Here is a 26,763-nt window from a genome sequence, read left to right on the forward strand (position 1 = left end):
TGGCTGCGCTTCAATGAAACGCAGCCATCTTTTTATCAAATCGTAGCATTTTATACGTACGTTTCGAGTAGCTTCACGCTACCGCCTTCTTCGGGCACAATCGTAACTTCCTGCGTGGATGCAGGCAGCAACACTGTCTCTCCGGCACGGAGCGTGATTTCATTCTGGCTGTCATCCGTAAGGCGGCATGCACCTTCCACACAAATGAAAATCACAAATGAGTCCAGTTCAGAATAGTCACATGTGATTTCTTCCGTCATGTCATAAAGAGAAGTCGTGAAGTAAGGGCTGGCAACCAATTCCACCGGTTCATTCTCCAGGTGGTCGTACTCAGTACGGAAATCATCCTGCACATCGGTAAAGTTAATAGCCTCGGTAGCCTGGGTCGTGTGCAATTCACGGGATTTTCCTTCCTTATCTTTCCGGTTGTAGTCGAAAATACGATAAGTGATGTCCGAAGTCTGCTGAATTTCGGCAACAAAAGCACCGGCTCCGATACCATGTACACGTCCTGCAGGAACATAGAACACATCCCCCGGTTTCACATCGCACGTTTGCAGCACTTCAGCAAATGTCCCGTTATAAACTCTTTCCTTATATTCCTTCGGAGTAATTTGCTCGGAAAAGCCGGAAATCAGCTTTGCCCCTTTATCCGCAGAAACCACATACCACATTTCATTCTTGCCGAAAGAGTTGTGGCGTTTTCTCGCCAGTTCGTCTCCCGGATGCACCTGGATAGACAAATCCAACCTGGCATCAATGAACTTTATTAACAAGGGAAATTTGGTGCCGAAACGAGAATAATTCACTTCGCCGACCAGTTCCTGACGGTATTTTCCCACCATCTCTGGGAGCGTAAGCCCTTTGTCAGGGCCATTGGCAACAACAGACTCGTTGTTTTCTACAGCCGAGATTTCCCAGCTTTCGCCTACTCCGGATAGCGTTTCATTCAATTGCTTAAAAGCAATAATTTTGTCGCCTCCCCAAAGCGTTTGCTTCAGAATAGGCTCGAATTTCAAAGGATACATTCGTAGTTTTTGTTAGAGCTTTAAATAAAAATGTTACATTTTTTTAGATTAACGCGACAAACTTACAAAAAATATCAATTCGCCTCGTAAATGTTAAACGCTAAACTTTCCTAAAATGTTCTTCACATTTCAAGATAAACACTTGGGAGTACGGAAGAATTTCTTTTTATTTGCAAGAAATTTAAATTATACCATGGATATGATAAACACCGTGTCAACAGAAAGTAACTTGTCTGGTTTAAACAAGGAAGACTTTCAAAAAGATATAAATAACAAGAAAACTGATTTATTTATTCTGAAAAACGCTCAGGGAATGGAAGTTGCAGTAACTAACTACGGATGCGCCATCCTTTCCATTATGGTACCCGACAAAAAAGGGAAATACGCCAACGTGATTCTGGGTCACGATAGTATAGACCATGTAGTCAATAGCCCCGAGCCTTTCCTCAACACAACTATCGGACGCTATGGCAACCGCATCGCCAAAGGAAAGTTCACTCTCTACGGCGAAGAGCACAATCTGACAATCAACAACGGGCCAAATTCCCTGCACGGCGGACCCACAGGTTTCCACGCCAGAGTATGGGATGCTGTTCAACCGGACCCGACAACCGTTGTCTTCAACTATACATCCGCCGATGGTGAAGAGGGCTTCCCCGGAAATCTGGAAGTAGAAATGACTTATCGCCTGGAAGATGAAACCAACGCACTGGTTATCGAATACCGGGCTACCACTGACAAGGCAACAGTCGTTAATCTCACCAACCACGGTTTCTTCAATCTGGCAGGAATTGCCAATCCCACCCCTACGGTTCTGAACCATATCATTACTATCAACGCTGATCATTATACTCCCATTGACGAAGTGTCCATCCCGACTGGAGAAATCCTGAAGGTAGAAGGTACTCCTATGGACTTCCGCACGCCGCATGCAATCGGTGAACGCATTGATGACAAGTTCCAGCAATTAGTGAATGGTGCCGGTTATGACCATTGCTATGTATTGAATAAAACGGAAAGTGGCGAATTAAGCCTTGCCGCTACTTATACGGAACCGGAAAGCGGACGTACCATGGAAGTATATACCACAGAGAACGGTGTGCAGCTTTACACAGGAAACTGGCTGGGCGGCTTTGCCGGTGCACACGGAGCAACTTTCCCCGCACGAAGTGCCGTTTGCTTCGAAGCCCAATGTTTCCCCGATACTCCTAATAAACCACACTTCCCGTCGGCAGTATTGCTTCCGGGCGACGAATACCAACAAGTAACCATTTACAAGTTCGGTGTACAAGAATGAATATAACTAACCTAATTTTATAAACTAATAATTTATTAAAAACCATGACACAACAAAAACAGAACGGTAATCTTGTCGCTATTATTACCATGTTCTTTATTTTTGCGATGATTTCCTTCGTTACCAATCTTGCTGCACCGTTCGGTACAATCTGGAGAAATGAATATGCAGGTTCGAACACTTTGGGTATGATGGGAAATATGATGAACTTCCTGGCATATCTGTTTATGGGAATCCCTGCCGGTAACATGCTCGTTAAGATCGGTTACAAGAAAACGGCATTGATTGCAATGGCAGTAGGTTTCCTCGGTTTGTTCACACAATACCTCTCCAGCTTGTTTGGAGCAGATGCCGAAGTTTTTGCTTTCGGTGAGTATGTTATCAAATTAAATTTCATCATCTATCTGTTGGGTGCATTCATCTGCGGTTTCTGTGTATGTATGCTTAACACAGTGGTGAACCCGATGTTGAACCTCCTTGGTGGTGGTGGCAACAAAGGTAACCAATTGATTCAAACCGGTGGAGCTCTTAACTCTTTGTCCGGTACGTTGACTCCGTTGTTCGTAGGCGCTTTGATAGGTACAGTAACTGTAAAGACAGCCATGTCAGATGTTGCTCCTCTCCTCTTCGTAGCAATGGGAGTATTCGTAGCTGCATTTATCGTAATTTCATTTGTTGCCATTCCTGAGCCCCATCTTCAGAAAGGTGGAATGAAAAAAGAAAAATTCTCCCACAGTCCTTGGAGTTTCCGTCACACTGTATTGGGTGTAGTTGGTATCTTCATCTATGTAGGTATCGAAATTGGTATACCGGGAACTTTGAACTTCTATCTTGCCGACCCAAGTGATAAGGGTGCCGGAATTCTGACGAACGGTGCTGCTATCGGTGGTGCTATTGCTGCCATCTATTGGCTGTTGATGCTTGTGGGACGTACTGCAAGTAGTGCCATCAGTGGTAAGGTTTCCAGCCGCACACAGTTGATCGTTGTATCTGCTACTGCTATCGTTTTCGTATTGATTGCTATCTTCACTCCGAAAACTGTAACAGTTTCAATGCCGGGTTACACTGTAGGTGAAGGTTTCATGATGGCACAAGTACCAGTCAGCGCATTATTCCTTGTATTGTGCGGTCTTTGTACTTCTGTAATGTGGGGTGGTATCTTCAACCTGGCAGTAGAAGGATTAGGAAAATATACAGCACAGGCATCCGGCATTTTTATGATGATGGTTGTGGGTGGTGGTGTACTGCCGTTGATTCAGCAAAGCATCTCTGACTCTGCAGGCTATATGGCCAGCTACTGGCTGATTATCGTAGCTCTTGCTTATCTGCTGTTCTACGGCTTGGTAGGCTGCAAAAACGTAAACAAAGACATCCCTGTAGATGATAAATAATAACTAACAAGAGTATAGGTAATTAATTTATTCACTTATAAATTTGAAAATATCATGGATATAGAACACGTAAGAAGCCGTTTCATCAAGCATTTTGACGGAACAACAGGAGCAGTTTACGCTTCTCCGGGACGCATCAACCTCATTGGTGAGCATACAGACTATAACGGTGGTTTTGTATTCCCCGGAGCAATCGACAAAGGCATGGTTGCTGAAATTAAGCCGAATGGCACTGACATAGTGAAGGCTTATTCCATCGATTTGAAGGACTATGTAGAGTTCGGTTTGAAGGAAGAAGACGCTCCCCGTGCAAGCTGGGCAAGATATATCTTCGGTGTATGCCGTGAGATGATTAAGCGTGGCGTTGATGTAAAGGGCTTCAATACAGCTTTTTCCGGTGATGTGCCTTTGGGTGCAGGTATGTCTTCATCTGCCGCTTTGGAGAGTACGTATGCTTATGCATTGAACGATCTGTTCGGTGACAACAAGATAGACAAGTTTGAACTGGCTAAAGTGGGACAAGCTACTGAACATAACTACTGCGGTGTAAACTGTGGTATTATGGACCAATTCGCTTCCGTATTTGGCAAGCAAGGTAGCCTTATCCGTCTGGACTGCCGTTCACTGGAGTATCAATACTTCCCATTCGATCCGCAAGGCTATCGTCTGGTATTGGTAGACTCCGTAGTTAAGCATGAATTGGCTTCTTCAGCATACAACAAGTGTCGTCAAAGTTGCGAAGCTGCTGTTGCCGCTATCCAGAAAAAACATCCGCACGTAGAATTCCTGCGCGACTGTACAATGGAGATGTTGCAAGAGTCAAAAGCTGAAATCAGCGAAGAAGACTTCATGCGTGCAGAGTATGTAATCGAAGAAATCCAACGCGTACTCGATGTTTGTGATGCTTTGGAAAGAGGTGATTACGAAACTGTAGGCCAGAAAATGTATGAGACACATCATGGTATGAGCAAACTTTACGAAGTTAGCTGCGAAGAACTCGACTTCCTGAATGATCTTGCATTTGACTGCGGAGTAACAGGTTCACGTGTGATGGGCGGTGGCTTCGGTGGTTGCACAATCAACCTGGTGAAAGAAGAGTTGTATGATACATTCATCCAGAATGCCAAAGATAAATTCAAAGAAAAGTTCGGCAGAAGCCCGAAAGTTTACGATGTAGTTATCAGCGACGGTGCACGCAGATTAGTTTAAAAACAATCCAACTCAATTTAAAAGGGCGTCTTCCCATCACGGGGAGACGCTCTTATCTTTTCAGCCTTTTTCAAATAAACTAATTAACTAACCTAATCTAACCTTCAGTATATTCTAATATCTAAACCTATTGCACTCCTTCTGTTGTCATCTGAATCCGCTTCATGGTTCCGTCTTCATTGTAATACAAACAATCAATGCACACAGAACGCCTATAGCTTCCTCCTGCGGGGTTAATTCCGCCATTGTGATAGATGAAGTACCAATCGCCTTTAAATTCGATGATCGCCTGATGATTGGTATTTGAATTACCGGCTATTTCATTCAGTATTCCTTTATATTCCCAAGGCCCGATGATACTACGGCTCATTGCATAGCAAATCTTCTCGGGAAACTCAGATGCGTAAGAAAGGTAGTACCAGTCGCCACGCTTATGTATCCAGGGGGCTTCCGTAAAACGAGGCAGATCTACATAAACAATCGGACCATCCAGTTCAATCATATTCTTCTTTAACTTGGCATAATAGCACTGGGTATTACCCCAATACAAATAAGCTTGTCCGTCATCGTCTATAAAGACTGTCGGGTCAATATCATCCCAGTAGATTTTAGTTCGCTCTGTAGTCATATCATTGGTAATTAAAGCAGAGCCACGGGCATCGACAAAAGGACCGAGCGGTGAATCGGCAACAGCCACACCAATAGACTTTCCGGGAACATCCTTATGCTCCACGGTAACATACCAATAGAACTTACCGTCACGTTCGATTACCTGGCTTGCCCATGCTTCCCCCTTCGCCCAAGAGAAATCTTTTGCTTTCAAGGGTACGGGATGTTCCGTCCATGTCTTCATGTCGGATGAAGAAAAGACGCACCAGTCATTCAGGAGATAATGCTCAGCCGGTGGCGGGCACTCATCATGTCCGGCATAGATGTACACCTTACCATCATGCACCATCGCACCGGGATCAGCCGTATATTTGTATTTGATAATCGGATTACCATCAGCTACAAAAGTGGTATCTCTTTGTGCTGATAGCCCTTGTGAGGCTACCAGTACAAAAGAAATCACCCAAAATCTAACCTTATTAACTCTAAATCTATCCATTAGTTTCATCCTTTTTTGAAGATATAAACAGCAAATGTCTTCGGTTCCAACTCTACATTCAACACTTGCCCATCAATGGCAACCGGAGTTTCCTGCGGTTGAATGGCAGACGGCTGCTCAATCGTATTATCTTTGTCAGGATCAGCCGAACGAAGTTTAATGCAACGTCCACCGGACAGTATATCCTGTTTCTTCAATCCTTCAAACTTCAAAGACAGAGGTTGGGCCTTATCGGAAGTATTGGCCACCTTTACTATAATTTCATTCTTATCCTTATCATAGACCGCACTTGCAAACAGTCCATTCTGATCTTCGGCACCTGTTACAGCCTTCTTATTCATCGTCAAAGAAAGCACATTAGTGCCCTTGTGATGCCCATAGAGTTGCTGCACATAGTAACTTACAGTACGGACAGAGTTGAGATTATCAAACCAAATCATATCCGGGCGCCATTGCCATCCTTCCACATGAGCAAACAAAGGAGCATAAGTGGCCATGTGTACAATATCTGCATTGCGCTCTAATCCGGTCATAAATGCAGCTTCAAGCAGAGCGGCATTAAAATGGTTCCATTTCTTCCCCTTACCATGACAAGCATATTCTCCTGCAAACACTTTCGGACCTTTACGGTCATAGTTATCATAACGTGCCCCCTCATTCAGGAACCAGTTTTCGGGACGATAGAAATGTTCATCCACCAAGTCAACCTTCAGGCGTTTCATTTCCGGCCATAGATATTCGAATTGTTTTCCTTCAGAGTCCGGGCCGGAGCTTCCGATAATCTTGATATCCGGATAGGCTTTACGAATAGCCTTGATAAATGGTTCGAGATGCTCCGGGTATTCCGGTCCCCATTGCTCATTGCCTATACCAATGAATTTCAGGTTGAACGATGCAGGGTGTCCCATATCGGCACGCAGTTTTCCCCATTTCGTGGTCACATCCCCATTGGCAAATTCAATCAGATCAAGAGCATCCTGCACATAGCTATCCAAATCGCAAACAGCCACATGCGCCTCTGCATCTGAATTCTGGAACTGGCAAGACAGACCGCAACTCAGCACAGGAAGCGGCTCTGCTCCTATTTCCTCCGAAAGCTGGAAGAACTCAAAGAATCCCAATCCGTAGCTTTGGAAATAATCGGGATAGAAACGATGCGGGAAAGTATATTCCCAACGGTTCTCATTCAACGGACGGTTCTCTACCGGACCTACAGACTTCTTCCAGTCATAGCGTGTAGCTAAATCTGTCCCTTCTACAATACATCCACCGGGAAAGCGGAACACACCCGGCTTGATATCAGCCAAAGCTTGCGCAAGGTCTTTACGCAAACCATTCTCATGTCCTTTCCAGGTATCGACCGGGAAAAGAGAGACATGCTCCAAATCAACCGTACCCTTTGATGCCAGGAAAATACGAAGAGTCGACTTCGAATCAGTTATACCTGGTTTTAGGATAACCTGATACTTTTTCCATTCTTTCGAATCAACCGTCAATGTCTCAGTAGCAAAAGCATGGTGTTCACCCATAGATTTAGTATCTACAAGTTCAATACGGATTTTTTCGGATGTTCCGCCTTGGGGCAAACGTGCCCATACAGAGAAGCGATACTCCTCTCCTGCTTTTACACCGATACCGAAGAAACCTTCATTATCCAATCCCGTATGCTTATGCGGATGCCCCGGGTCAGCCAGGCGGACATAGTGCGGATTCCTTTCAAAAGGACCGTCATCTTGAAGCGTTACATTACCAAAGGTTTTCCATCCCATCAGATGTTGCGGGAACTCAAACGAACGGTTCTTCACTAACTCGGCATAAAGTCCGCCGTCAGCGGCATAATTGATATCCTCAAAGAACAGCCCATACATAGTAGGCTGAATCTCTGCGCCTAATTTCTTGGTTTGTATCACAAACTCATTGGTTTGTGCCTGAAGCGCCATACCTGCGGTAAGGGTCAGCGCCGCTAATAATCCAGTGTATCTTTTCATGGTTTTAAAATAAAATTATAATTGGTTATTTAGTTCTTTTTCCCCATACGGAGCGCCCACGGCTATCCAGTCCTGTAAAGAGGACAGTTTCTGTTTCATTCTCCCAGTCGTGCCCGGCAAACACAATCAGGTTCTTCACCACTTCTCCATTGAGTGTCAGTTGTAAGGATTGGTCTTCTTTGGCAAAATCCCAGGTTCCTTTATCCTCTCCTAACTTTCCATCTTTCTCCAGATATAAGAGGTGGGACATGTTCCATTCTTCATCTTGCAGTTCACCTTCACCCCACAATATCTGTCCTGCTTCCAGTTTGCGTTCATACAGAGGTTCCTGTACACGGATAATTTCCCACTCGCCCACTAAATCTGCCGCAGAGAACTCCCGGGGTTTACTATCAGCATAACGTTCAGGCGATACGACAGGCCATCCATCTTTAGTAAAAAAGACTTGTCGCACATGGAGATCCATCATCTGGTTTTGCGGTGACAAGCGTCCCTGATGAGCCATGAAATATTGTCCGTCATCTGAAGTGAACACAGCACAATGCGCTGTGCCTGCCCAACCCGGATGGTTCTTGAAACGGTAAGGAGCTGTCAGGATAGGAAAGTTATTCGTCGTATCTTTCAGCTCTTTGCCGAAGTAATCAATAAACGGACCTTCCGCTTTGTCTGAACGTCCCACACGTACATTATAGGTTGTCATCAACGGATCATAGGACACAAACAGATAGTATTCTTTCAAATCCGGATTATAGATAATTTCCGGAGCTTCCAGATTATCCTTTTTATAATTGGCGCGACGGGCTACCAGATGCCCCCTGTCACCATCCAGCATAGGAAGACCGGTTTCCGGATTCAGTTCCACACAATACAGACCACCGAAGAATGAACCGTAATGCATCCACCACTTACCGGTTGAAGGGTCTACAGTGATACTGGGATCGATAGCATTCATGGCTGTCGTATCATCTGTCTTAACAGCACACCCGGCCAACGTCCAAGGGCCTTCGGGCGAATCTGATTCTGCCAATCCGATATAGGATGTCTTTCGTCCGAAAGCCGACACGCAGTAATACAATCTATACTTATTATTATAGGGAATGATATAAGGTGCCCAGACATTTGTCGCCCCATGCCCTCCTGCATGAGAGCGCACCCACTCTACCGCTTCCTGCGGAATCTCGGGCAATGCCCAACCCAGAAATTCCCAATTCACCAGGTCTTTGGAACGACGCATCTGAATAAAGCCCAAAGGCACACCCTTTTCTTTGGCTTCTTTACGATTTTCCCGGAAGATAGCATCCGTGGAATACATATAGTAATAATCGCCTATCTTACGGCAAGACGGATCGTGTACATTGTAAGCACCCCATGAACGGTAATTCTCCATGGAAGATAGTGAAGAGTAATCATCTGCCCACGGATTAGGTGAAGCAGTAGGGATAAAGACAGAAGAGGTGCAACCGACAAACAGGCTGCTCATTAGTAGTACAGTTACGTGTAGTAAGTTTCTCATAATATCAGCAAATAATAATTTCTGTTGCAAAAATACGCCCCGCCGGATGTCGGAAGGTGGACAAACGGATATTTAAGGTGGACAATCAATCAATTATGGTAAAAAAGCATATGCTAAATTTTAAAACTACCGGATAATCTTCTAACTTTGTTTTAATAATACGAAACAATATGAAAAGTCACTCCTTTATATACCTTATCATATATAGTTGTTTTATTATGTCCGTATCCTTACAGGCACAAGAACATTTTGCAGATCGGTACAATGTTTCTTATATCACCATGGATGACGGATTACCTCACAATTTCATCGATGACATTTATAAAGACACCCGTGGCTTTCTGTGGATATCCACTGCCGGAGGCGGACTGTCACGCTATGATGGCTATGAATTCATTCATTTCAATCCCAACACTCCTCACTGCAAACTCAAGAGTAACTTTATCCACAATGTATATGAAGACAGATTCCACCGTCTTTGGATCGTATCCGAAGGAGGCACAGATATTATCGACTTATCCACTCTACAATCTGTAGTACCCAATGACCCTAAAGGACTTTTGCCCCGGTTTATAAATCACCCCACCTATATCGTCATTCTTGATTCGCAAGGTTGCATCTGGCTGCAATGCGACAATGCACTTCACCGGATAACTTTCGATGCCGAAGGTGGCATAGATACATTATCCACATTAGATTTACCTAAACAGGATGAACCGGACCTTATATTAAAAGATATCGACGAAGATGGCAAGATATGGACCGGTATCAATGGTACTATCTATAAAATAACCCCGACACCACAGGGACAGTTAGAAAAAAGTTCTATATCAGAGCAACTAACTTTTTGGCCTGGCATATATTTCAAGGACATGATAGCCAAAGAAAATGAAGTCTGGATAGCTACACACGTAGGATTGTTCCGTTACAACAAGAACAACAATACAAGAAAACTGTATGAGAATATTCAGAATGACCCTCATTCTTTATCGCAAAACTATCTGACCAATCTTGCCATCACCGATGATAAACAGTTGATTGCAGGAACTTTACGCGGAGCCAACATCTACAATCCTATCACCGATAACTTCGAACGCCTTACTCATAGTTCAACCAGTAACAGCCTGTTGAACAGCAACTTTATTAATTGTATAAGAGTAGACGGGCAGCACATCTGGTTCGGCACTGAAAGTGGTGGAATCAATAAACTGACTCCGAAACGCTTGGTGATACACAATTACCAACATGATAAAGAAAATCCCGCAAGCTTGTCCGACAACCCGGTAAATGTCATTTATGAAGATAAAGAAGGCAGTTTGTGGGTAGGCACAGTAGAGGGAGGACTGAATCTGAAAAAACAAGGAACCGAACAGTTTATCCATTACAGATGGGAACGTGGTGAGATAAGCCATAACTCAGTCAGCAGTCTGGTCAATGACAACCAAGGCCGACTATGGGTAGGTACCTGGGGTGGCGGAATCAACATAATGAATCCTAAAGCACCGAATCGTCCCCTCCAAGTGATATATACACACCCGGAAACAGGATTTCCATTATTCTTCATAGCAGTACTCGTTTATGACCCTACCAATAATGGAATGTGGATAGGCGCCAATCGAGGACTCTTTTTCTATGATATGGCAACCCAAAAGTTCATTTCCCCTTTTGCTAACCGTATGGCAGAAAACATCCGCGGTTGTCTCGGCGCCATTATCGACAAAGAAAATAAGCTGTGGGTAGGTTCTACGGAAGGAGTCTACATCATAGATCTTAATACCCGATCTCCCCAGTCAAAGGAAGGAGAATTCCAGCATCGTCACTTAAACTATAAGCTCGATAATCCCCAATCGGGACTGATAGAGAAAATCAGTTGTTTTTGCGAAGCTAAAGATGGTACATTATGGCTGGGCAGTAATGGATATGGCATATATAAACGGATAATTGATAAGCAAGGCAAAGAAAAATTCATATCTTATAATACGGACCAAGGTTTAATCAACAACAATGTACGAAGTCTGGAAGAAGATATCAATGGAAGTATCTGGATAGGAACTAATAACGGACTTTCCTGCTTCCACCCAAACGAGAACCGCTTCACCAATTACACCAAACAAGATGGCTTTCCGGATGCACAATTCTATTGGAATGCCTCATACCGTTCTTCGGACGGTACACTCTATTTCGGCAGCGTAGCAGGACTGACAGCCATCGATAGCAATCTGCCTGTTGTGAGTGTTCAACCTGCCAACATACGCTTCACGCGGTTGAGAATCGGAAATGAAAATATCCTGCCCGGCAATAAATATCTCCCCAAAGACATTGCCGTAACTCAGGAAATAAAACTCCATGAGAAAGAGAAGTCCTTCTCGTTGGAATTCTCCGCCTTGAATTTTGAACCGGATAATACAGCCACTTATAGCTACCGCCTACTTGGTTTTGAAGACAAATGGGTACAGGCACCCGGAAACAGACGGTTTGCAAGCTACACCAACTTGCGTCCGGGTAGCTATACCCTACAAGTGAAATATACACCGGATGGAGGAGACGGGACAGAGAACATGGCAGAGCTAAAGGTCACCATCCTACCCTATTTTTATAAAACAACTTGGTTCATATTGCTTCTTGTAGTTTTGGCACTACTTGCCACTTGGCAAACTTACCAATGGCGCATACGAAACTTCAAACGCCAGCGGGAGTTATTGCACCGCACCGTGGAAGAACGCACCTACCAACTGGAACAACAAAAACAATTATTAGAGAACCAGACGGAAGAACTCTCCCGACAGAATAGGATGCTGACACTGCAAAATGAGAAAATCACCCGGCAAAAAGCACAATTGAGCCGTATGGCACGCAAAGTACAAGAATTGACATTAGACAAGATAGCTTTCTTCACTAACATAACGCATGAATTCCGGACACCGATAACTTTAATTATCGGCCCTATCGAGCGTGCACTAAAACTAAGTTATAATCCGCAGGTAATAGAACAGTTAAACTTCGTGGAACGTAACTCCAAATATCTGCTATCTCTTGTCAACCAACTGATGGATTTCCGGAAAATAGAATCCGGTAAGCTTAATATCGTTGCGACAAAAGGTGACTTTGTGAGTTTTATACATTCATTGCTTACTCCTTTTGAAGTATTTGCCGGAGAACGGAATATTTCAATAAAACACTATTTCCACATGAAAAGTTCCGAAATCTTCTTTGATGAAGAAGCGATGCACAAGGTTATTACCAATCTGCTAAGCAATGCCATTAAATTTACACCGGATGGCGGAAGCATATCCATATATATAGCCACCCTTCCGGCTAAAGACGATAAAGAAGAAAAACTTTATCTCTGCGTCAGTGACACGGGAACAGGTATTCAAGAGCCAGACACCGCACAAATATTCAACCGTTTCTATCAATCCAAGAAGCAAGCGAAATATCCTGTATACGGCCAAACGGGTACAGGAATCGGGTTATATCTTTGCAAACGCATCGTGAAGATGCACGATGGAGAAATCTGCGTTCGTAATAACCATACTATCGGCTGCTCCTTCCGCATCCTACTCCCACTTCCAAAAGAAGAAAACATAAGCGACCAACTGATCGTTGAGAACAATATACCACCGGCAGCAACAACGGAAAAGAATGAATTACCCAAAGAACGACTGGCCCTGACCATTCTTGTAGTGGAAGATAATGCAGACATGAGAGGATACATCCGTTCCATTCTCCGTGATTATTATAATGTACTCGAAGCTACCAACGGGGCAGAAGCCCTTGATGTATTGAACAACCAGTCGGTAGATTTTATCATCAGCGACCTGATGATGCCCGTAATGGATGGTATAGAGCTATCGCGCCGGGTCAAAGAAGCATTTGCCATCTCACATATCCCCTTCCTGATGCTGACCGCAAAGACCTCACCGGAAACCCGACTGGAAAGTTACCGCACGGGCGTAGACGAATATTTACTAAAACCTTTCGATGAAACTCTGTTACTGACCCGTATCGAAAACATCCTGGATAATCGCAGACGCTACCAACGGAAGTTCAAGACGAACATGGATGTGGAAGCACTGAATATAGAGGAGGAATCCGGTGACAAAAAATTCATCAACCAAGTGATGGAAGCCATAAAAGAACACTATAAAAACCCTTACTTTGAAGTAAGTGATTTCAGTGAGGCCGTTGGAGTCAGCAAAAGTCTACTGAATAAAAAGCTTCAAAGCCTCATCGGGCAATCTGCGGGACAATTCATACGTAACTACAGATTAAACACCGCCCGTGAACTACTCCTCAAAAACCGGGAAACCAAACAGATGAATATTGCTGAAATAGCGTATGAAGTAGGCTTTAATGACCCGAAATACTTTGCCCGTTGTTTCAGCAAGCAATTCAATATGACACCCAGTGAACTGATGAATAACGAGGAATAGGAACTTCACATCAGTAAATAAAACAAGAGTGGGTTATACATCCGCTTACGCAAACAACGAGCATCCATTAGTAAGCTAATATTCAACACATTGCATTTACACACAATTTACTTCATAATGTAAAAGCATTTACCGCCGGATGTAACGACCTTTACCACCTATTGTAACGCTCTTTACCTCGGTATGTAACGGTCTTTACCTCGGCGTGTAAATGGAGTTACTGTATGGGGTTAACAAAGTTACCATTTGGGGTAAACAGAATTTCCATGATAGGAACAGAACATTCCCTCATAAGATGGAACATCGGGACAGTAAGGAATGATATCCGGTTGAGCAAAAGCATCTTAAAAGATCTCATATAAGTCAACTATTATAATAATTGTAGTTTTTACACTTATATACTCGTTTGTCCACCTCTAATATTCGTTTGTCCACCTCTAAAAGCATGTATGAGCGTACTTTTGCATCACTACTTAATATATGAATGTAGTAATACTAATTGTTGAACCATTAATATCTGTATTATGAAGACAAGAAAATGGCCGGCTATATGCCTGGCAATTCTTACGCTATGTATGGGGTCTTGTCAGGATTGGGGACAAATGAACCCAATTCCAGGACATCAAGTTTTACCTAAACTTGAGCTGGTTGCCAATCTGACATTCGATGATGAAAAACTAAACCCCGAAGAGATCCAAACATTCGCCTATCCTGATGGCGACATTCCTTCTTTATTTACTGATGAAACGCTCGGACAAGTACTCCAATTTGAAGGAGGTTATGCACGTATCTTTAATCCTTTAAATAAGGTGAAAGTACAAGACGGCGTTTCACTGACTTTCTGGATGAAACAAGCCATTCCTGAAGAAGATGAAGATGCATCTACTTTTGAACAAGATGTAACGGGAGCTATTTTCTCATTTGAAAATGCAAACTCCACTCAACGCATGTTTTTCACAGCAAACGGTTGGCTACATTATGAAGGTGTGGATGGCAGCTACGAAGACAACAACCCGGCAGATGCCAAAACCGGATTGATGAGTGCCGGTGAGTGGCACTATGTAGCAATATCCGTTAAGAATAACGGCTATTTTGTGTATGTAGACGGATTAAAGAAAATAGAGAAAACCGTCTCTGACTTCGATTGCTCAAAAATCGTTCAGTTCATGGCGTCCGTACCTTATCTATATATAGGATACGGTTCGGACACCGAGAATCAGAAGTGGCTGCTCGATGACCTGTCCGTTTATCGGAATACGATAACAAACGCAGAAATCGCAGTGCCGAAGAAAGGCGGAGACAGCAGTGTCGAAGGTGGCGAGCTTTATCCCGGCCAAGTTTTCTTCAGCGATTTTGAAAGAGAAAACGATGGTACAACTATTTATGGTAAGGGTAGCTTCATTGATTTCGGAGGCAACTTTGGTCGCGTATTCCAAAATGTGGGTGGCGCTCAACGCTCCAATTATTTAATACTGCCCGAAGATGTCCTTTCTCATTCAGCGGAAACCAAAGAATTGAGCATCGGTGTATGGGTGAATGCTGCCAATGCAGGCGCTTCTGCCGATTATATGTGGGCTCCACTATTTTCAGCCTATGCCTCTGGTCCTGCTACAGATAATGGCACTCCCATGTTTATCTGCCAATATAGAGGTATTCTGCAAGTGAACTGTAATGGTTGGTGTGACTTTACAGATGCACAAAATACAAACCATGTCAATGGAGTCTACCACGATGCTACAGACTGGTTAGCCGATAAAGGTTGGCACTATTATACAGTTACGCTGACTGAGACCAATGCCAAAGTATACTTTGATGGAGTACTGAAAAATGAATGGAATGTTAGCGGTTCCGGTGACGGAAATGTAATTGGCGGCTTATTCTCCAACGGAAGTGATTTAAAATACATCTGTCTGGGAGGTAACCAAGCATGGAATTGGGGAGATAATGACCCAGGATTCATGTTCGACGATATTGCCATTTATAATAAAGCGTTGACTAAAGCAGAAATCGATAATATCATTGCCTATAAAAAACTACCGACTCCAACGTATTTCAACGACTTTGAAAAAGGTGTAGGCAATGCCACAATCTACGGTGCAGGAACTATCGAACGTCCTGGCGGCGCATGGGGGAATGTATTCCAGAATGTAGGAGGCGCACTACGCTCTAATTATTTAGTGTTGCCCGAAGATGCCCTCTCTCATACTGCTGATACAAAACAATTGACTGTAGCCGTTTGGGTAAATTCTGAAAATGCAGGGGCTTCTACTGATTACATGTGGGCTCCGTTGTTCATGGCATACGGTTCAGGACCAGCCACTGATAATGGTGCGCCGATGTTGGCCTGCCAATACAGGGGGGTACTGCAAGTTAACTGTAGTGGTTGGTGCGACTTTACAGACGCACAGAATACAGCAGGTGTCAATGTGGCTTATCATGATGCCACAGATTGGCTTGCCGATAAAGATTGGCATTTGTATACTGCCGTGTTCACTGAAACCAACGCTAAAGTCTACTTCGACGGTGTGCTGAAGAATGAATGGAATGTTTCGGGCTCAGGCGACGGGAATGTTATTGCAGGTTTGTTCTCTAACGGAAGCGACTTGAAATATATCTGCCTGGGAGGCAATCAAGCATGGAACTGGGGAGACAATGATCCGGGCTTTGCTTTCGACCACATTTCTATTTACAACGTAGCTTTAACTCAGGAACAAATTAAAGTTCTGGTTAGCCGTAAGAAATAACCTTTATTCTAATATAAATTAACGCAATATGAAAGAAAAGAAACATCAAACAACACCAAGATTCAAGTGTATTGGCATGTTGTTGACGCTTGCCCTGATACTGATAGGCCAGGTAGCCCAGGCTCAATCAAAACAAGTAACAGGCGTTGTGAAGGATGCCACAGGAGAGACTGTCATAGGTGCCAGCGTACTTGAAAAAGGTACACCAAGCAATGGTACGATTACCGATATGGACGGTAACTTCAAGCTAACTGTCAGCAACGGCAATGCCACACTGCAGATTTCGTTCGTTGGCTATCAAACACAAGAGATCAGCCTGAACGGGAAAAGCTCCATTGCCGTAACATTGAAAGAAGACTCAGAAATGCTGGAAGAAGTTGTGGTAGTAGGTTATGGTGCACAGAAAAAAGAGAGTGTCATTGGTGCTATCTCTCAGGTATCATCCAAAGACTTATTGTCTACTCCCGCCGCCAACGTATCACAAGCTATTGCCGGTAAGATTCCCGGTGTAATCACTTCACAGACTTCCGGTGCGCCGGGTGCTGATGATGCCCAGATCTTTATCCGTGGCCGCGCCACCTTTGCAGGCGATGCGCAACCGCTTATCTTAGTAGACGGTGTGGAACGTGCTTTCTCGCAAATCGCTCCCGATGACATTGAAACCATCTCTGTATTGAAAGATGCTTCAGCAACAGCTGTTTACGGTGTGCGTGGTGCAAATGGTGTAATGTTGATTACTACTAAGCGTGGTAAGGAACAGAAACCGGAAGTGAGCTTGACTGCTAACTGGCAGATTCAAAGCCCTACACGTGGAGATACTTACCTGAACTCATATCAGTCCGTTGTACTACTTGAAGAAGCTTTGCGCAACGATGGAATAAACTCATGGTACAGCGATAATGATATTGAGATGTATCGTAAATCAGTAACCGGACAATTGAGCGGGGTAGACGCCATGCTCTATCCCAACGTAAATTGGTATGATGAGGTGCTTAACAGTACAGCTCCTGCACAACGTTACAACGTAAGTATTCGTGGAGGTACGAAACGTATGCGATACTATGCTTCCGGAGAATTCTACGACCAGACTTCTATGTATAAAAACCTGAGTAACGATGCGTATGGAAACAAATCAAGCCTGAACTTCCGCCGTTACGCTTTCCGTGCCAATACCGATTTCTTCTTGACGAAAGATTTGACTTTCTCGGTAAACTTCGGTACACGCTTTGAGGAACGCAGAGGCCCCAAGACTACAGAAAGAGGCGACTACAGTGAAGTATTCTATGAAATCAATCATACTCCGGGCTGGATATTCCCTGTAGCTTATGAAGTACAAAGTGGCGAAACTACCCGCTCACTCTATGGCGGTAGTTCACAGTATCAGAATAACATCGTAGCTGCATTGGCAGAAGGAGGTTATTACCGTTCAGTAAACACTATTAATGAAACAAACTTCATTGTAGATTATAAATTGGATTGGCTCACTGAAGGTTTAAGTGTGAAAGGCATGTTGTCGTTCGACTATGAAAACGAACATCGCAGAAATTATACCAAGAATTTCGCCACCTACGAATTAAACAATCGTGATAATTATAATTCTATTGATGCTTACAATAAATTCAACACTGATACCGAATTAGCTTATGGTTCTTCTTTCACCTCTATCTATAAACTCTATATGGAGGCTCAGGTGAATTATGCACGCAAGTTCGGTAAACATGATGTAACCGGTATGATGCTATATATGCAGAATGATTATCGTAATAAAGCTGAACTGGCAGAACGTTATCAAGGTATCGTGGGTCGTGTTACTTATGGTTATGATGACCGTTATTTGTTTGAGTTCAATGCCGGTTATAACGGTTCCGAGAACTTTATGAAAGGTAAACGTTTCGGTTTCTTCCCCTCCGTATCTGTGGGATGGCGTATCACCAACGAAGAATTCATGAAAGGTACACAAGATTGGTTGAACAACCTGAAACTTCGTGCTTCTTACGGTCAGGTAGGTAATGACATATATAAAATAAATGGCACCAAACAACGCTTCCTGTATGAACAGAAATGGAGCCAGATTGGTAATGACTACCGATATGGAGAAACCTGGCAATCCGGTATTTATGAATCTCAATATCCTAACTATGGTGTTACATGGGAACGTGCCCATAAATATAACCTCGGTTTGGAATTTGGATTGTGGAACGGCCTGCTGAGTGGTAATCTTGACCTCTTCTACGAGAAGCGTAACGACATTCTGACACAGTATCTCACTCGTCCGCAATGGGTTGGAGTGGCCATGGCAGCTGCCAACTTGGGAAAAACGAAGAACAGCGGTTACGAAATCGAACTGAAACATGCCAACCACATCGGTAAGGATTTCAACTACACAGTGGGACTGACTTACTCTCACGCCAAAAACGAAATCCTCATGATGGACGAACCAGACTTGAAAACAGATTATCGCAAGCGTGAAGGTCATCCTATCAATCAGTACTTTGGTCTGGTATGTGATGGATTCATCACACAAGCCGACATTGACGGTGGAAAGCTTCCGGTGTCCAAACTTGGTGAAAACGTAGGAGTAGGAGATTTGAAGTATCGTGATATGAATGGTGACGGACTGATTGATGAACGTGACGAGACCTTCATCGGCTACAGTGATATTCCGGAAAACACGTACGCGCTGTCATTGGGAGCTAATTACAAGAACTGGGGATTCAGCGTTATGTTTCAGGGCGTGAATCACGTAAGCCGCTATTATGACGCTGAAGCAATGTTCGCTTTTGTAAATGGAGGTAAGGTGAAAGAACATCATCTGGACCGTTGGAATCCTTCCAAAAGTGAAGCTGAAAACTTAGCAAATGCCAAATATCCACGTCTTCACTATGACAGCTACGGCAATCATAACCAACGCGGAAACTCATTCTTCCTGAAAAACGGTGCATTCATGCGACTGAAAAATATAGAACTGAGCTACACCTTGCCTACTTTGTGGGCCAAGAAAGTAGGGATGAGCGACTGCCGCCTCTATGTAAATGCCAACAATCTGATTACCTGGGATGACTTGGATGGCCTGACCGATCCGGAAAGCAACGGTTCAAACCGCTATCCGATTATGAAAACCGTAAACTTTGGTGTAAACATTAAATTCTGATAGAAACATGAAGAAAGCATTATTATACAGTATATTCGCCCTTGGTATTGCCTCCACTACCCTAACCTCCTGCGAGGATATATTCGGTGGCTTCCTTGACAAACAACCCAGCAATGAGTTGACCGGCGAACAAGTGTTCAGTGATTGGAATCTGACGGTACAGTTCCACCTCGACACTTACAATTTCCTGCGCCACGGTGCAGGTCGCATCAGTACTACTTGGCTAGATGCAGCAACCGATTTGGCTGAGACTTCCTATGGGAATGGTGTAAGAACCTCTTTCAATATCGGTAACTTCTATGGAGGTTCGGGTGCATCCGAACTGGTTGATACTTGGGAACACTACTATCGCGGCATCCGCAAATGCAATATGCTTCTCACCCGCATAGAAGAAGTGCCCCAAAACCCTGCCGACAGCGAAGACAAATATAATAGAGACAAAAAGAACTATATAGCGGAAGCCCGCTTCCTGCGCGCATACTTTTACTGGGAACTGTTTCTGCGCTACGGTCCTATCCCCATTGTGACAGAAGTGCTTGACCCTAACGGCGATTTGATGAGTAAATATACGACTCGTCCCACGACAAAAGAGTATGTAGTAGACTTTATTTTAGAGGAACTCAAAAGCTGTGAAGGTAATTTATTGGATTATGAAACAGCATGGGCATCAAGTACTGCAGGACGCATCGGTCAGCCTATGGCATGCGCACTCCGGTCACGCATTATGCTCTTCATGGCAAGTCCGCGCTATAGTAGCGAATCTGGTATCACTTGGCAACAGGCTGCTGATGTTGCCAAAGAATTCATTGACACCTATGGAGCAAACTTTGCATTGTTCAATGCTAAAGATGCTACCGGTGCCACTTTAGGAATAGAGAACTATACCAATGCACTGCTGAGAACCGCCTATCAAGGTAGCAACAAGGAAGTTATCTTCTACCGAAATGATGACAAGCAGAATTGGGGCAATATAAAAAATGACACACCGGTAGGTGAAGGAGGAAACGGTGGTCTTTGCCCGTCACAGAATCTGGTGGATATGTACGACATGGTGGACGGTTCTTCTCCCTTTAGCGAGTATGATGCTACCGGCGCCCCGGTATATACCGGCAATTCAATGATTCCCGCCATCAACCCGGCAAGCGGTTACAATGATGCCCAACCGTGGAGCAATCGCGATCCGCGTCTGGCTGCCACAGTTCTCTATCAAGGAGCTGAATGGGGTAGCGGAAGCATTGACGTAAGATTTGGAATGCGTGACAACCCAAGAGGTAATGCAAACTCTACTCCTACAGGATACTATGTACGCAAGTATATTCCCGAATCAATTCTTAGCGTTGAACATTCCGGAACAGCCTATCGCCTGTGGACTATCATTCGCTATGCTGAAATCATGATGAACTATGCAGAAGCTATGAATGAAGTGAACGGCCCTTGCAGTGAAGTGTATTCCATGCTCGACCAAATACGCGAACGCGCAGGTATCTCAGGCAGCGTGGCAAACCGCACCGACTTGAATACCAAAGATAAGATGCGCAACTTCATCCATAAAGAACGCACCATCGAATTTGCATTCGAAGAGCATCGCGCATGGGATGTTCGGCGCTGGAATGTAGCAACTGAAGCGTTATCACGTGACATCTACGGAGTGAATGTGGCTGAAAATGGAGCCATCACACGTAAAGTAGCCCAAAAACGCGTATTCGAAGATAAAATGTATCTCTATCCGATACCTGAGGGAGAATACTGGAAGACGAACATTGAAAATAATCCAGGCTGGTAATCTTAAATCGAATATATTATGTATAACAATATGAATCATATAATGAACAAACTGGCAGGAATCAGCAAATTCCTGTTGTTGGGAGTCCTGATTATCCTATCCGGTACAGTCCGGGCACAGGACGAACAGATATTAAAAGGGCGTATCTTAGATCCTGACGGTACCCCAATTCCGGGAGCTATTGTGAACGTGACCGAGCAGAGCCGCATAGCTCTGTCTGATGATAACGGTTTCTTCAGTTTGAAGAATGTAAAAGTAGGCGATGAACTCTGCGTAAGTAGCATAGGCTACAAGAATACTACGGCTACAGCCGAATTTGATGATAACTTCAAAATTGTGATGGAACCTGACATAGACGAATATCTACACACAATGCCAATAGCTTTCACCCGCAAACCAAAGAAGTTTATGACTGAATCCACCTCGGCAGTAGCTGGTGAAAAGCTACAGAAGTATCCCATTACGGTGCTCCAGAATGCATTTTCTTCTACTGTTACAGGTATGGAGACTTATGAGTGGTCCAGCGAACCGGGATGGACGGAAACCGCCATGTATATCCGCGGTATACGTACCATGAACTCCGGTGCCCGCAATCCGCTAATAATTGTAGACAATGTAGAACGCGACCTTTCATTTCTCGACGCTTTCCCCATTGAGAATATCACTATTCTGAAAGATGCAGCCGCAACAGCCATCTATGGTATGCGCGGTGCCAATGGTGCCATTCTGGTAACCACGAAACGCGGTGAAACAGGAAAGACGAAGATAGACTTCACGCAAGAAGTAGGTTTCCAGATGTTGAGCAACAAAATGGAAAACCAGAATGCATATAACAAAGCACTGACTACCAACCGGGTACTCTATCTGGATGGAAGCAATCCACAATACTCGGATGAACAAATTGAAATGTATCGTCGTGTGACTGCCGGTGAAGAACTGGAAGGTATAGACCGATACCGGTACTTCAATACGAACTGGTTTGATGAGTTGTATCGCGACATGGCTCCTACCTATAAAACAAATATGCAGATCAGTGGCGGAAGCAGCCGTGCACGTTACTATGTATCATTCTCATATCTCCGCCAAGAAGGTATGTGGAATTCCAAATGGACGGAATATAATGACAAATTCAGTACCCAGCACGTTTTGAACCGCTATAACCTGCGCTCCAATCTGGACATTGACGTAAACAAGTATCTGAATGTATCATTGGACCTGGGTGGACGTATCGATAATATCTCTCAGCCCCGTACCGGTGTATTCTCATTGGTAACGTTCGGTGCAGTAGAAGCCGACCCGATGGCTCCTGTTTACACACCCAACGGAGAATTGTACTCCAAGAACACAGCTCAGAATCCTGCACGTTTGTTAGGTTCATCCGGACAGGACAAAAACCGTCGTCGTAACTTGTATTCTACCGTTAATGTGACAGGCGACCTGTCCGAACTGGTGAGAGGACTGAAAGCAAACGTAACAGTTAGTTTTGATGCCTTTGATGTATTTCAATCTACTCAGGATAACAGTGTGAATTCTTACGAGTACGATTACATGAATATGAACGTAAAAGATCCGTCACAGTTTGAATACAAACAAACTACCAAGTATTCTGCTTTGACCAACCCATCTGCCAATGAACGCGCCAACTACTACAATTTTAATTTCAATGCCGGTTTCAGCTATAACCGGTCATTTGGGAAACATGCTGTAGATGCCCGCGCCTTCATACGTACATATCAGAATATGGAAAACGTACGCGACGCTAACAACCATGATGTAGGCAAGCTTTCGTCCAACCGTTTCTTGTCATACAACGGACAGGCAACTTATGTATATGATAACAAGTATATCCTTTCTGGAAACTTTTCGCGGATGGCCAGTGATAACTACGCACCGGAAGACCGCTGGGGAAATTTCTACGGAGCCTCTCTTGGTTGGGTAGCTTCAGAAGAAGCATGGTTGAAAAACAAGAATATCAGCCTGCTGAAACTACGCGCTTCATTCGGTCACGTTGGTCAATCTTCTACGGGCAGTAATCGTTACCCCTACCAAAGTACTTTTGGAACAAGTACCGGTTATAGCTTTGGAACTTCCAATACAGGCGTAGGCGGGGTGGCAGAAACCCTCTCCGGCAATCACAACAATAAATGGGAACTCTCTGATATGCTTAATGTCGGCGTAGATTTCGACTTCTGGCATAAGAGACTCTACGGCTCATTCGACGCGTTCAAGGAATGGCGTTCCAATATTCTTGTAACCCGTTCCAATACTCCCAGCCTTTTGGGTATCGGTGTAGCACAAGATGCCTATGGAAAAGCCGAAACCAAAGGTATGGAGTTAACAATCGGACATCGTAACCGCATTGGTAAAGTGACTTATTTCTTGGAAGGCATGCTGACTTGGAATACCAACAAGATTACCGAAATGGACGAAACGGAACCGAATGTAGAGTGGCAGCGCAAGACTGGTAAACGGATATTTGAATACACTTCTGTAGCCGGACTTTATGAAAATGTATTCAACGGAACAGTAGGTGGTTGGAATATTTATAAGTTCCAACAATGGGCAAGCGATCCCAACCTGATTGCTACCAGTCAACAAGATGCTATCGATCATCCGGAAAAATATCCGTATAATACGGCTGCAGGTAGTGCAAAAAGGCAAGATCTCGGTACAGCTGTTTTCAAAGATTTGAACGGTGACCGCCAAATTGATGAAAATGACATGATTCCGAGTGGTTATACCATTATCCCCGAAATAACTCCTTCCTTGTCTTTTGGTGTTGAATATGCAGGTTTTGATTTACAGGCAACGCTCACGGCATATCTGAATCGTTCAGTATTCATCTCACCTGCCATGACTTGGTCTCCTTGGGGACACCAGGCAACTCATGAAATCACTAAGGCATGGGGATACTACACGGATGATCCGAATGACCCTCGAAACGTCAATGCAACCTATCCGCGTCCCACGTATGCTGGATTCAATCCTATTGACAGTGAAAGAAGTACTAACACTTATATGAATGATATCTGGATAGTTAATGGAAATTATCTGTCACTACGCAACATTGAACTCGGATACTCTTTGCCCAAAAGACTGATTGCAAAAGCCGGTATGACCAAATGCCGTATCTACTTTAGCGGATACAACTTATTCAACTGGAGTCACTTACCTGATAATCTGGATCCGGAAAAGCCTATGAGTTACACATGGTGGTATCCTAAGACCCGCACATTCTCTTTTGGTATAAACGTTGGTTTCTAACCTTTCAATAAACAAGATTATGAATATGAAAAAGTTTATAAAATATATAGCAATAGCGCTGTTAGCATCCGGAACTTCTTCCTGCAGCGACTTTCTGGAAAAGGAAGTGGACTTGACCCTCTCCGAGGAGCAAGTATTCAGAAGCTACGAAAACACCCGTGGTTTCTTAGCCAATATTTACACTTATTTACCGGACGCTTTTGTTGGCTACACAGATGGACAATTCCGAAGCGCATCCCGCGATTGCATGACCGATAACGCTTTAGGTTGGTGGTCAGTACTGTATTATGGCAGTGTACTTACAGATGGTTATTCAGCTATTAACCACCCGTTCGCCAATGACTTTTGGCCCAAAAACAGCAGAGCTATCCGGGCATCAAATCTATTCCTAAAGAATGTTCGCGAAGAAGTAGTTGGCAACTATGATAAGACCGGTGACGATAATCATTTGTATGATCGCTATGTGGCCGAAGCCAAATTGCTTCGTGCCATCTTCCACTTCGACATGTCTTCTTGGTTTGGCGACATCATTATTGCAGGCGACGATGAAGAGGGTGTACCCATCGTTTTCCAACAGAATGACCCACGCATGAATGTACCGCGCAATAAATGTGCAGACGTTATGAAATGGGTTGCCGACCAATGCGACTTGGTAAAAGACGTATTGCCGTTCCGCTACAGCAACGAAAATGAGAATTGGGGACGCGTGAATGGTGCCGCTGCTTATGCCTTAAAGGCAAGGGCCCTGCTTTACAGAGCTTCTCCACTAAACAATCCGACCAATAACATTGAATGGTGGAAAGAAGCCGCCGAAGCAGCGCGTGCGTTCATAACCAGAAACAATCAACAAACGAAGCCATACAAGCTATACAGAACATCTGATAATGATCCTACACAGAACTATTATCAATGTTTCGTAACAACCCCATATTTCAACGACGAATATATCTTGACCCGTTCAGTATGGACCACTCATACAGTGGAGGATTATCTGGCTCCTGCCGGCTTTACCAATTCAAGCGGCCGAACGAATCCGACCCAGAATTTAGTTGATTCTTATGAAACAATCAATGGTTTGCCCATTGACCAAGACCCAAGTTACGACCCTCAAAATCCGTATGCCAACCGAGATCCGCGCCTTGAACAGACGATCCTGCATCAGGGCTCCATCTGGGGAGACAAACTGAATGAGGAGGAACGTGCCATTGACGTATCTTATCCTAGCGGAGCAGACTATGAGACACAAAACGGTGGTACATTAACAGGTTACTATACAAAAAAGTACTTGAACAATATGTCATTCAAGAGTCCGTCAAACTATAATCATGTGTGTCCCATTTTCCGTTTCGGAGAGGTTTTATTGAACGCAGCTGAAGCCGTAAACGAAGCCTATGGACCATCCGAAGCTTATCAATATATCAACGAATTACGCGATCGCGTAGGTATGCCTGCTTATAGCGGCATGAATCAGGAACAACTCCGTGAACGCATTCGCAACGAGCGACGTATTGAACTGTGCTTTGAAGACCACCGTTTCTTCGACGAACGTCGCTGGAAGCTTTTTGAAGCTCAAACACCATCCAGCGAAAAAAATCTGCCATACTACAAGCAGGTCTATAATCTTTATGGTGTCACTGTTACAAATCCGGAAAATGCAGTGTACACATACGGCTCTGCCAGAAATTATCCCTCACGCACATTCAATGTGCCTAAGAATTACTACTTCCCGATACCCGATGCGGAAACTAAGAGACTGCCGAGGCTGGGACAAAATCAAGGTTGGGAACTCAGTACTTCTACAGGTGGAGATGAAAACGATTCGAATGAAGAAACTCCGGCTGAATAAAGGGAAAA

13 protein-coding genes are annotated in these 26,763 nt (G+C 44.1%); 9 read left to right on the forward strand and 4 right to left on the reverse strand.

The features are described 5' to 3' along the window. Positions 1-50: 50 nt before the first annotated feature. Complete coding sequence (locus BUC01_RS09365; RefSeq protein ID WP_025831696.1) at positions 51-1,028, reverse strand: type I phosphomannose isomerase catalytic subunit; 978 nt, start codon at positions 1,026-1,028, stop codon at positions 51-53. A 199-nt stretch (positions 1,029-1,227) separates the two neighbouring features. Between BUC01_RS09365 and BUC01_RS09370 the strand changes: the two genes are divergently transcribed. From BUC01_RS09370 to galK, 3 genes are read left to right on the forward strand one after another with little or no spacing between them, the layout of a single operon-like run. Then, positions 1,228-2,325 carry an aldose epimerase family protein gene (locus BUC01_RS09370; RefSeq protein WP_025831694.1) on the forward strand — a complete coding sequence of 366 codons (1,098 nt, stop codon included), beginning with the start codon at positions 1,228-1,230 and terminating at the stop codon, positions 2,323-2,325. A 44-nt stretch (positions 2,326-2,369) separates the two neighbouring features. After that, entirely contained in the window at positions 2,370-3,716 is a 1,347-nt protein-coding gene (locus BUC01_RS09375; protein WP_025831692.1) for an MFS transporter, read from the forward strand. Between the two features lie 54 nt (positions 3,717-3,770). Further along, a complete protein-coding gene (gene galK, locus BUC01_RS09380) occupies positions 3,771-4,925 on the forward strand; it encodes a galactokinase (RefSeq protein ID WP_073313499.1) in 1,155 nt (384 codons plus the stop codon). 127 nt (positions 4,926-5,052) lie between these two features. Here galK and BUC01_RS09385 read toward each other — a convergent pair whose 3' ends face one another. The 3 genes from BUC01_RS09385 to BUC01_RS09395 are packed head-to-tail and all read right to left on the reverse strand — an operon-like array spanning position 5,053 to position 9,534. After that, complete coding sequence (locus BUC01_RS09385) at positions 5,053-6,033, reverse strand: glycoside hydrolase family 43 protein (RefSeq protein WP_025831691.1); 981 nt, start codon at positions 6,031-6,033, stop codon at positions 5,053-5,055. Between the two features lie 5 nt (positions 6,034-6,038). Continuing rightward, positions 6,039-8,021, reverse strand: coding sequence for an alpha-L-arabinofuranosidase C-terminal domain-containing protein (locus BUC01_RS09390; protein WP_073313500.1), 1,983 nt, complete (start codon positions 8,019-8,021; stop codon positions 6,039-6,041). Positions 8,022-8,046: 25 nt separating this feature from the next. Beyond that, the gene (locus BUC01_RS09395) at positions 8,047-9,534 is read right to left on the reverse strand and encodes an arabinan endo-1,5-alpha-L-arabinosidase (protein ID WP_025831689.1); all 1,488 of its coding nucleotides are present in this window, start codon (positions 9,532-9,534) and stop codon (positions 8,047-8,049) included. A 170-nt stretch (positions 9,535-9,704) separates the two neighbouring features. On the opposite strand from BUC01_RS09395, the gene BUC01_RS09400 reads away from it, so the two are divergent. The 6 genes from BUC01_RS09400 (at position 9,705) to BUC01_RS09425 (ending at position 26,755) form a co-directional block, all read left to right on the forward strand. After that, complete coding sequence (locus BUC01_RS09400) at positions 9,705-13,967, forward strand: hybrid sensor histidine kinase/response regulator transcription factor (RefSeq protein WP_073313502.1); 4,263 nt, start codon at positions 9,705-9,707, stop codon at positions 13,965-13,967. A gap of 524 nt (positions 13,968-14,491) precedes the next feature. Further along, positions 14,492-16,711: a LamG-like jellyroll fold domain-containing protein gene (locus tag BUC01_RS09405; protein WP_175560875.1), complete on the forward strand. Its 2,220-nt coding sequence runs from the start codon at positions 14,492-14,494 to the stop codon at positions 16,709-16,711. 76 nt (positions 16,712-16,787) lie between these two features. Further along, positions 16,788-19,862 carry a SusC/RagA family TonB-linked outer membrane protein gene (locus tag BUC01_RS09410; protein ID WP_034524266.1) on the forward strand — a complete coding sequence of 1,025 codons (3,075 nt, stop codon included), beginning with the start codon at positions 16,788-16,790 and terminating at the stop codon, positions 19,860-19,862. Positions 19,863-19,869: 7 nt separating this feature from the next. After that, positions 19,870-21,645, forward strand: a complete 1,776-nt coding sequence (locus BUC01_RS09415) for a RagB/SusD family nutrient uptake outer membrane protein (protein ID WP_025831671.1) — start codon at positions 19,870-19,872, stop codon at positions 21,643-21,645. An 18-nt stretch (positions 21,646-21,663) separates the two neighbouring features. Beyond that, entirely contained in the window at positions 21,664-24,909 is a 3,246-nt protein-coding gene (locus BUC01_RS09420) for a SusC/RagA family TonB-linked outer membrane protein (RefSeq protein WP_073313514.1), read from the forward strand. Positions 24,910-24,934: 25 nt separating this feature from the next. Next, on the forward strand, positions 24,935-26,755 hold the full coding sequence (locus BUC01_RS09425) for a RagB/SusD family nutrient uptake outer membrane protein (RefSeq protein WP_025831669.1): 1,821 nt from the start codon (positions 24,935-24,937) through the stop codon (positions 26,753-26,755). The last annotated feature ends 8 nt before the right edge of the window (positions 26,756-26,763 follow it).

Origin of the sequence: Bacteroides stercorirosoris, from assembly GCF_900142015.1 — a bacterium.
GTDB lineage: Bacteria > Bacteroidota > Bacteroidia > Bacteroidales > Bacteroidaceae > Bacteroides > Bacteroides stercorirosoris.

Bases quoted from the DNA above. Each gene is read 5' to 3' on its own strand.
- BUC01_RS09390 (WP_073313500.1), bottom strand. From the start codon at position 8,021: ATGAAAAGATACACTGGATTATTAGCGGCGCTGACCCTTACCGCAGGT.
- BUC01_RS09365 (WP_025831696.1), bottom strand. From the start codon at position 1,028: ATGTATCCTTTGAAATTCGAGCCTATTCTGAAGCAAACGCTTTGGGGA.
- BUC01_RS09400 (WP_073313502.1), top strand. From the start codon at position 9,705: ATGAAAAGTCACTCCTTTATATACCTTATCATATATAGTTGTTTTATT.
- BUC01_RS09420 (WP_073313514.1), top strand. From the start codon at position 21,664: ATGTATAACAATATGAATCATATAATGAACAAACTGGCAGGAATCAGC.
- BUC01_RS09415 (WP_025831671.1), top strand. From the start codon at position 19,870: ATGAAGAAAGCATTATTATACAGTATATTCGCCCTTGGTATTGCCTCC.
- BUC01_RS09395 (WP_025831689.1), bottom strand. From the start codon at position 9,534: ATGAGAAACTTACTACACGTAACTGTACTACTAATGAGCAGCCTGTTT.
- BUC01_RS09405 (WP_175560875.1), top strand. From the start codon at position 14,492: ATGAAGACAAGAAAATGGCCGGCTATATGCCTGGCAATTCTTACGCTA.
- BUC01_RS09410 (WP_034524266.1), top strand. From the start codon at position 16,788: ATGTTGTTGACGCTTGCCCTGATACTGATAGGCCAGGTAGCCCAGGCT.
- BUC01_RS09370 (WP_025831694.1), top strand. From the start codon at position 1,228: ATGATAAACACCGTGTCAACAGAAAGTAACTTGTCTGGTTTAAACAAG.
- galK (WP_073313499.1), top strand. From the start codon at position 3,771: ATGGATATAGAACACGTAAGAAGCCGTTTCATCAAGCATTTTGACGGA.
- BUC01_RS09385 (WP_025831691.1), bottom strand. From the start codon at position 6,033: ATGGATAGATTTAGAGTTAATAAGGTTAGATTTTGGGTGATTTCTTTT.
- BUC01_RS09375 (WP_025831692.1), top strand. From the start codon at position 2,370: ATGACACAACAAAAACAGAACGGTAATCTTGTCGCTATTATTACCATG.
- BUC01_RS09425 (WP_025831669.1), top strand. From the start codon at position 24,935: ATGAAAAAGTTTATAAAATATATAGCAATAGCGCTGTTAGCATCCGGA.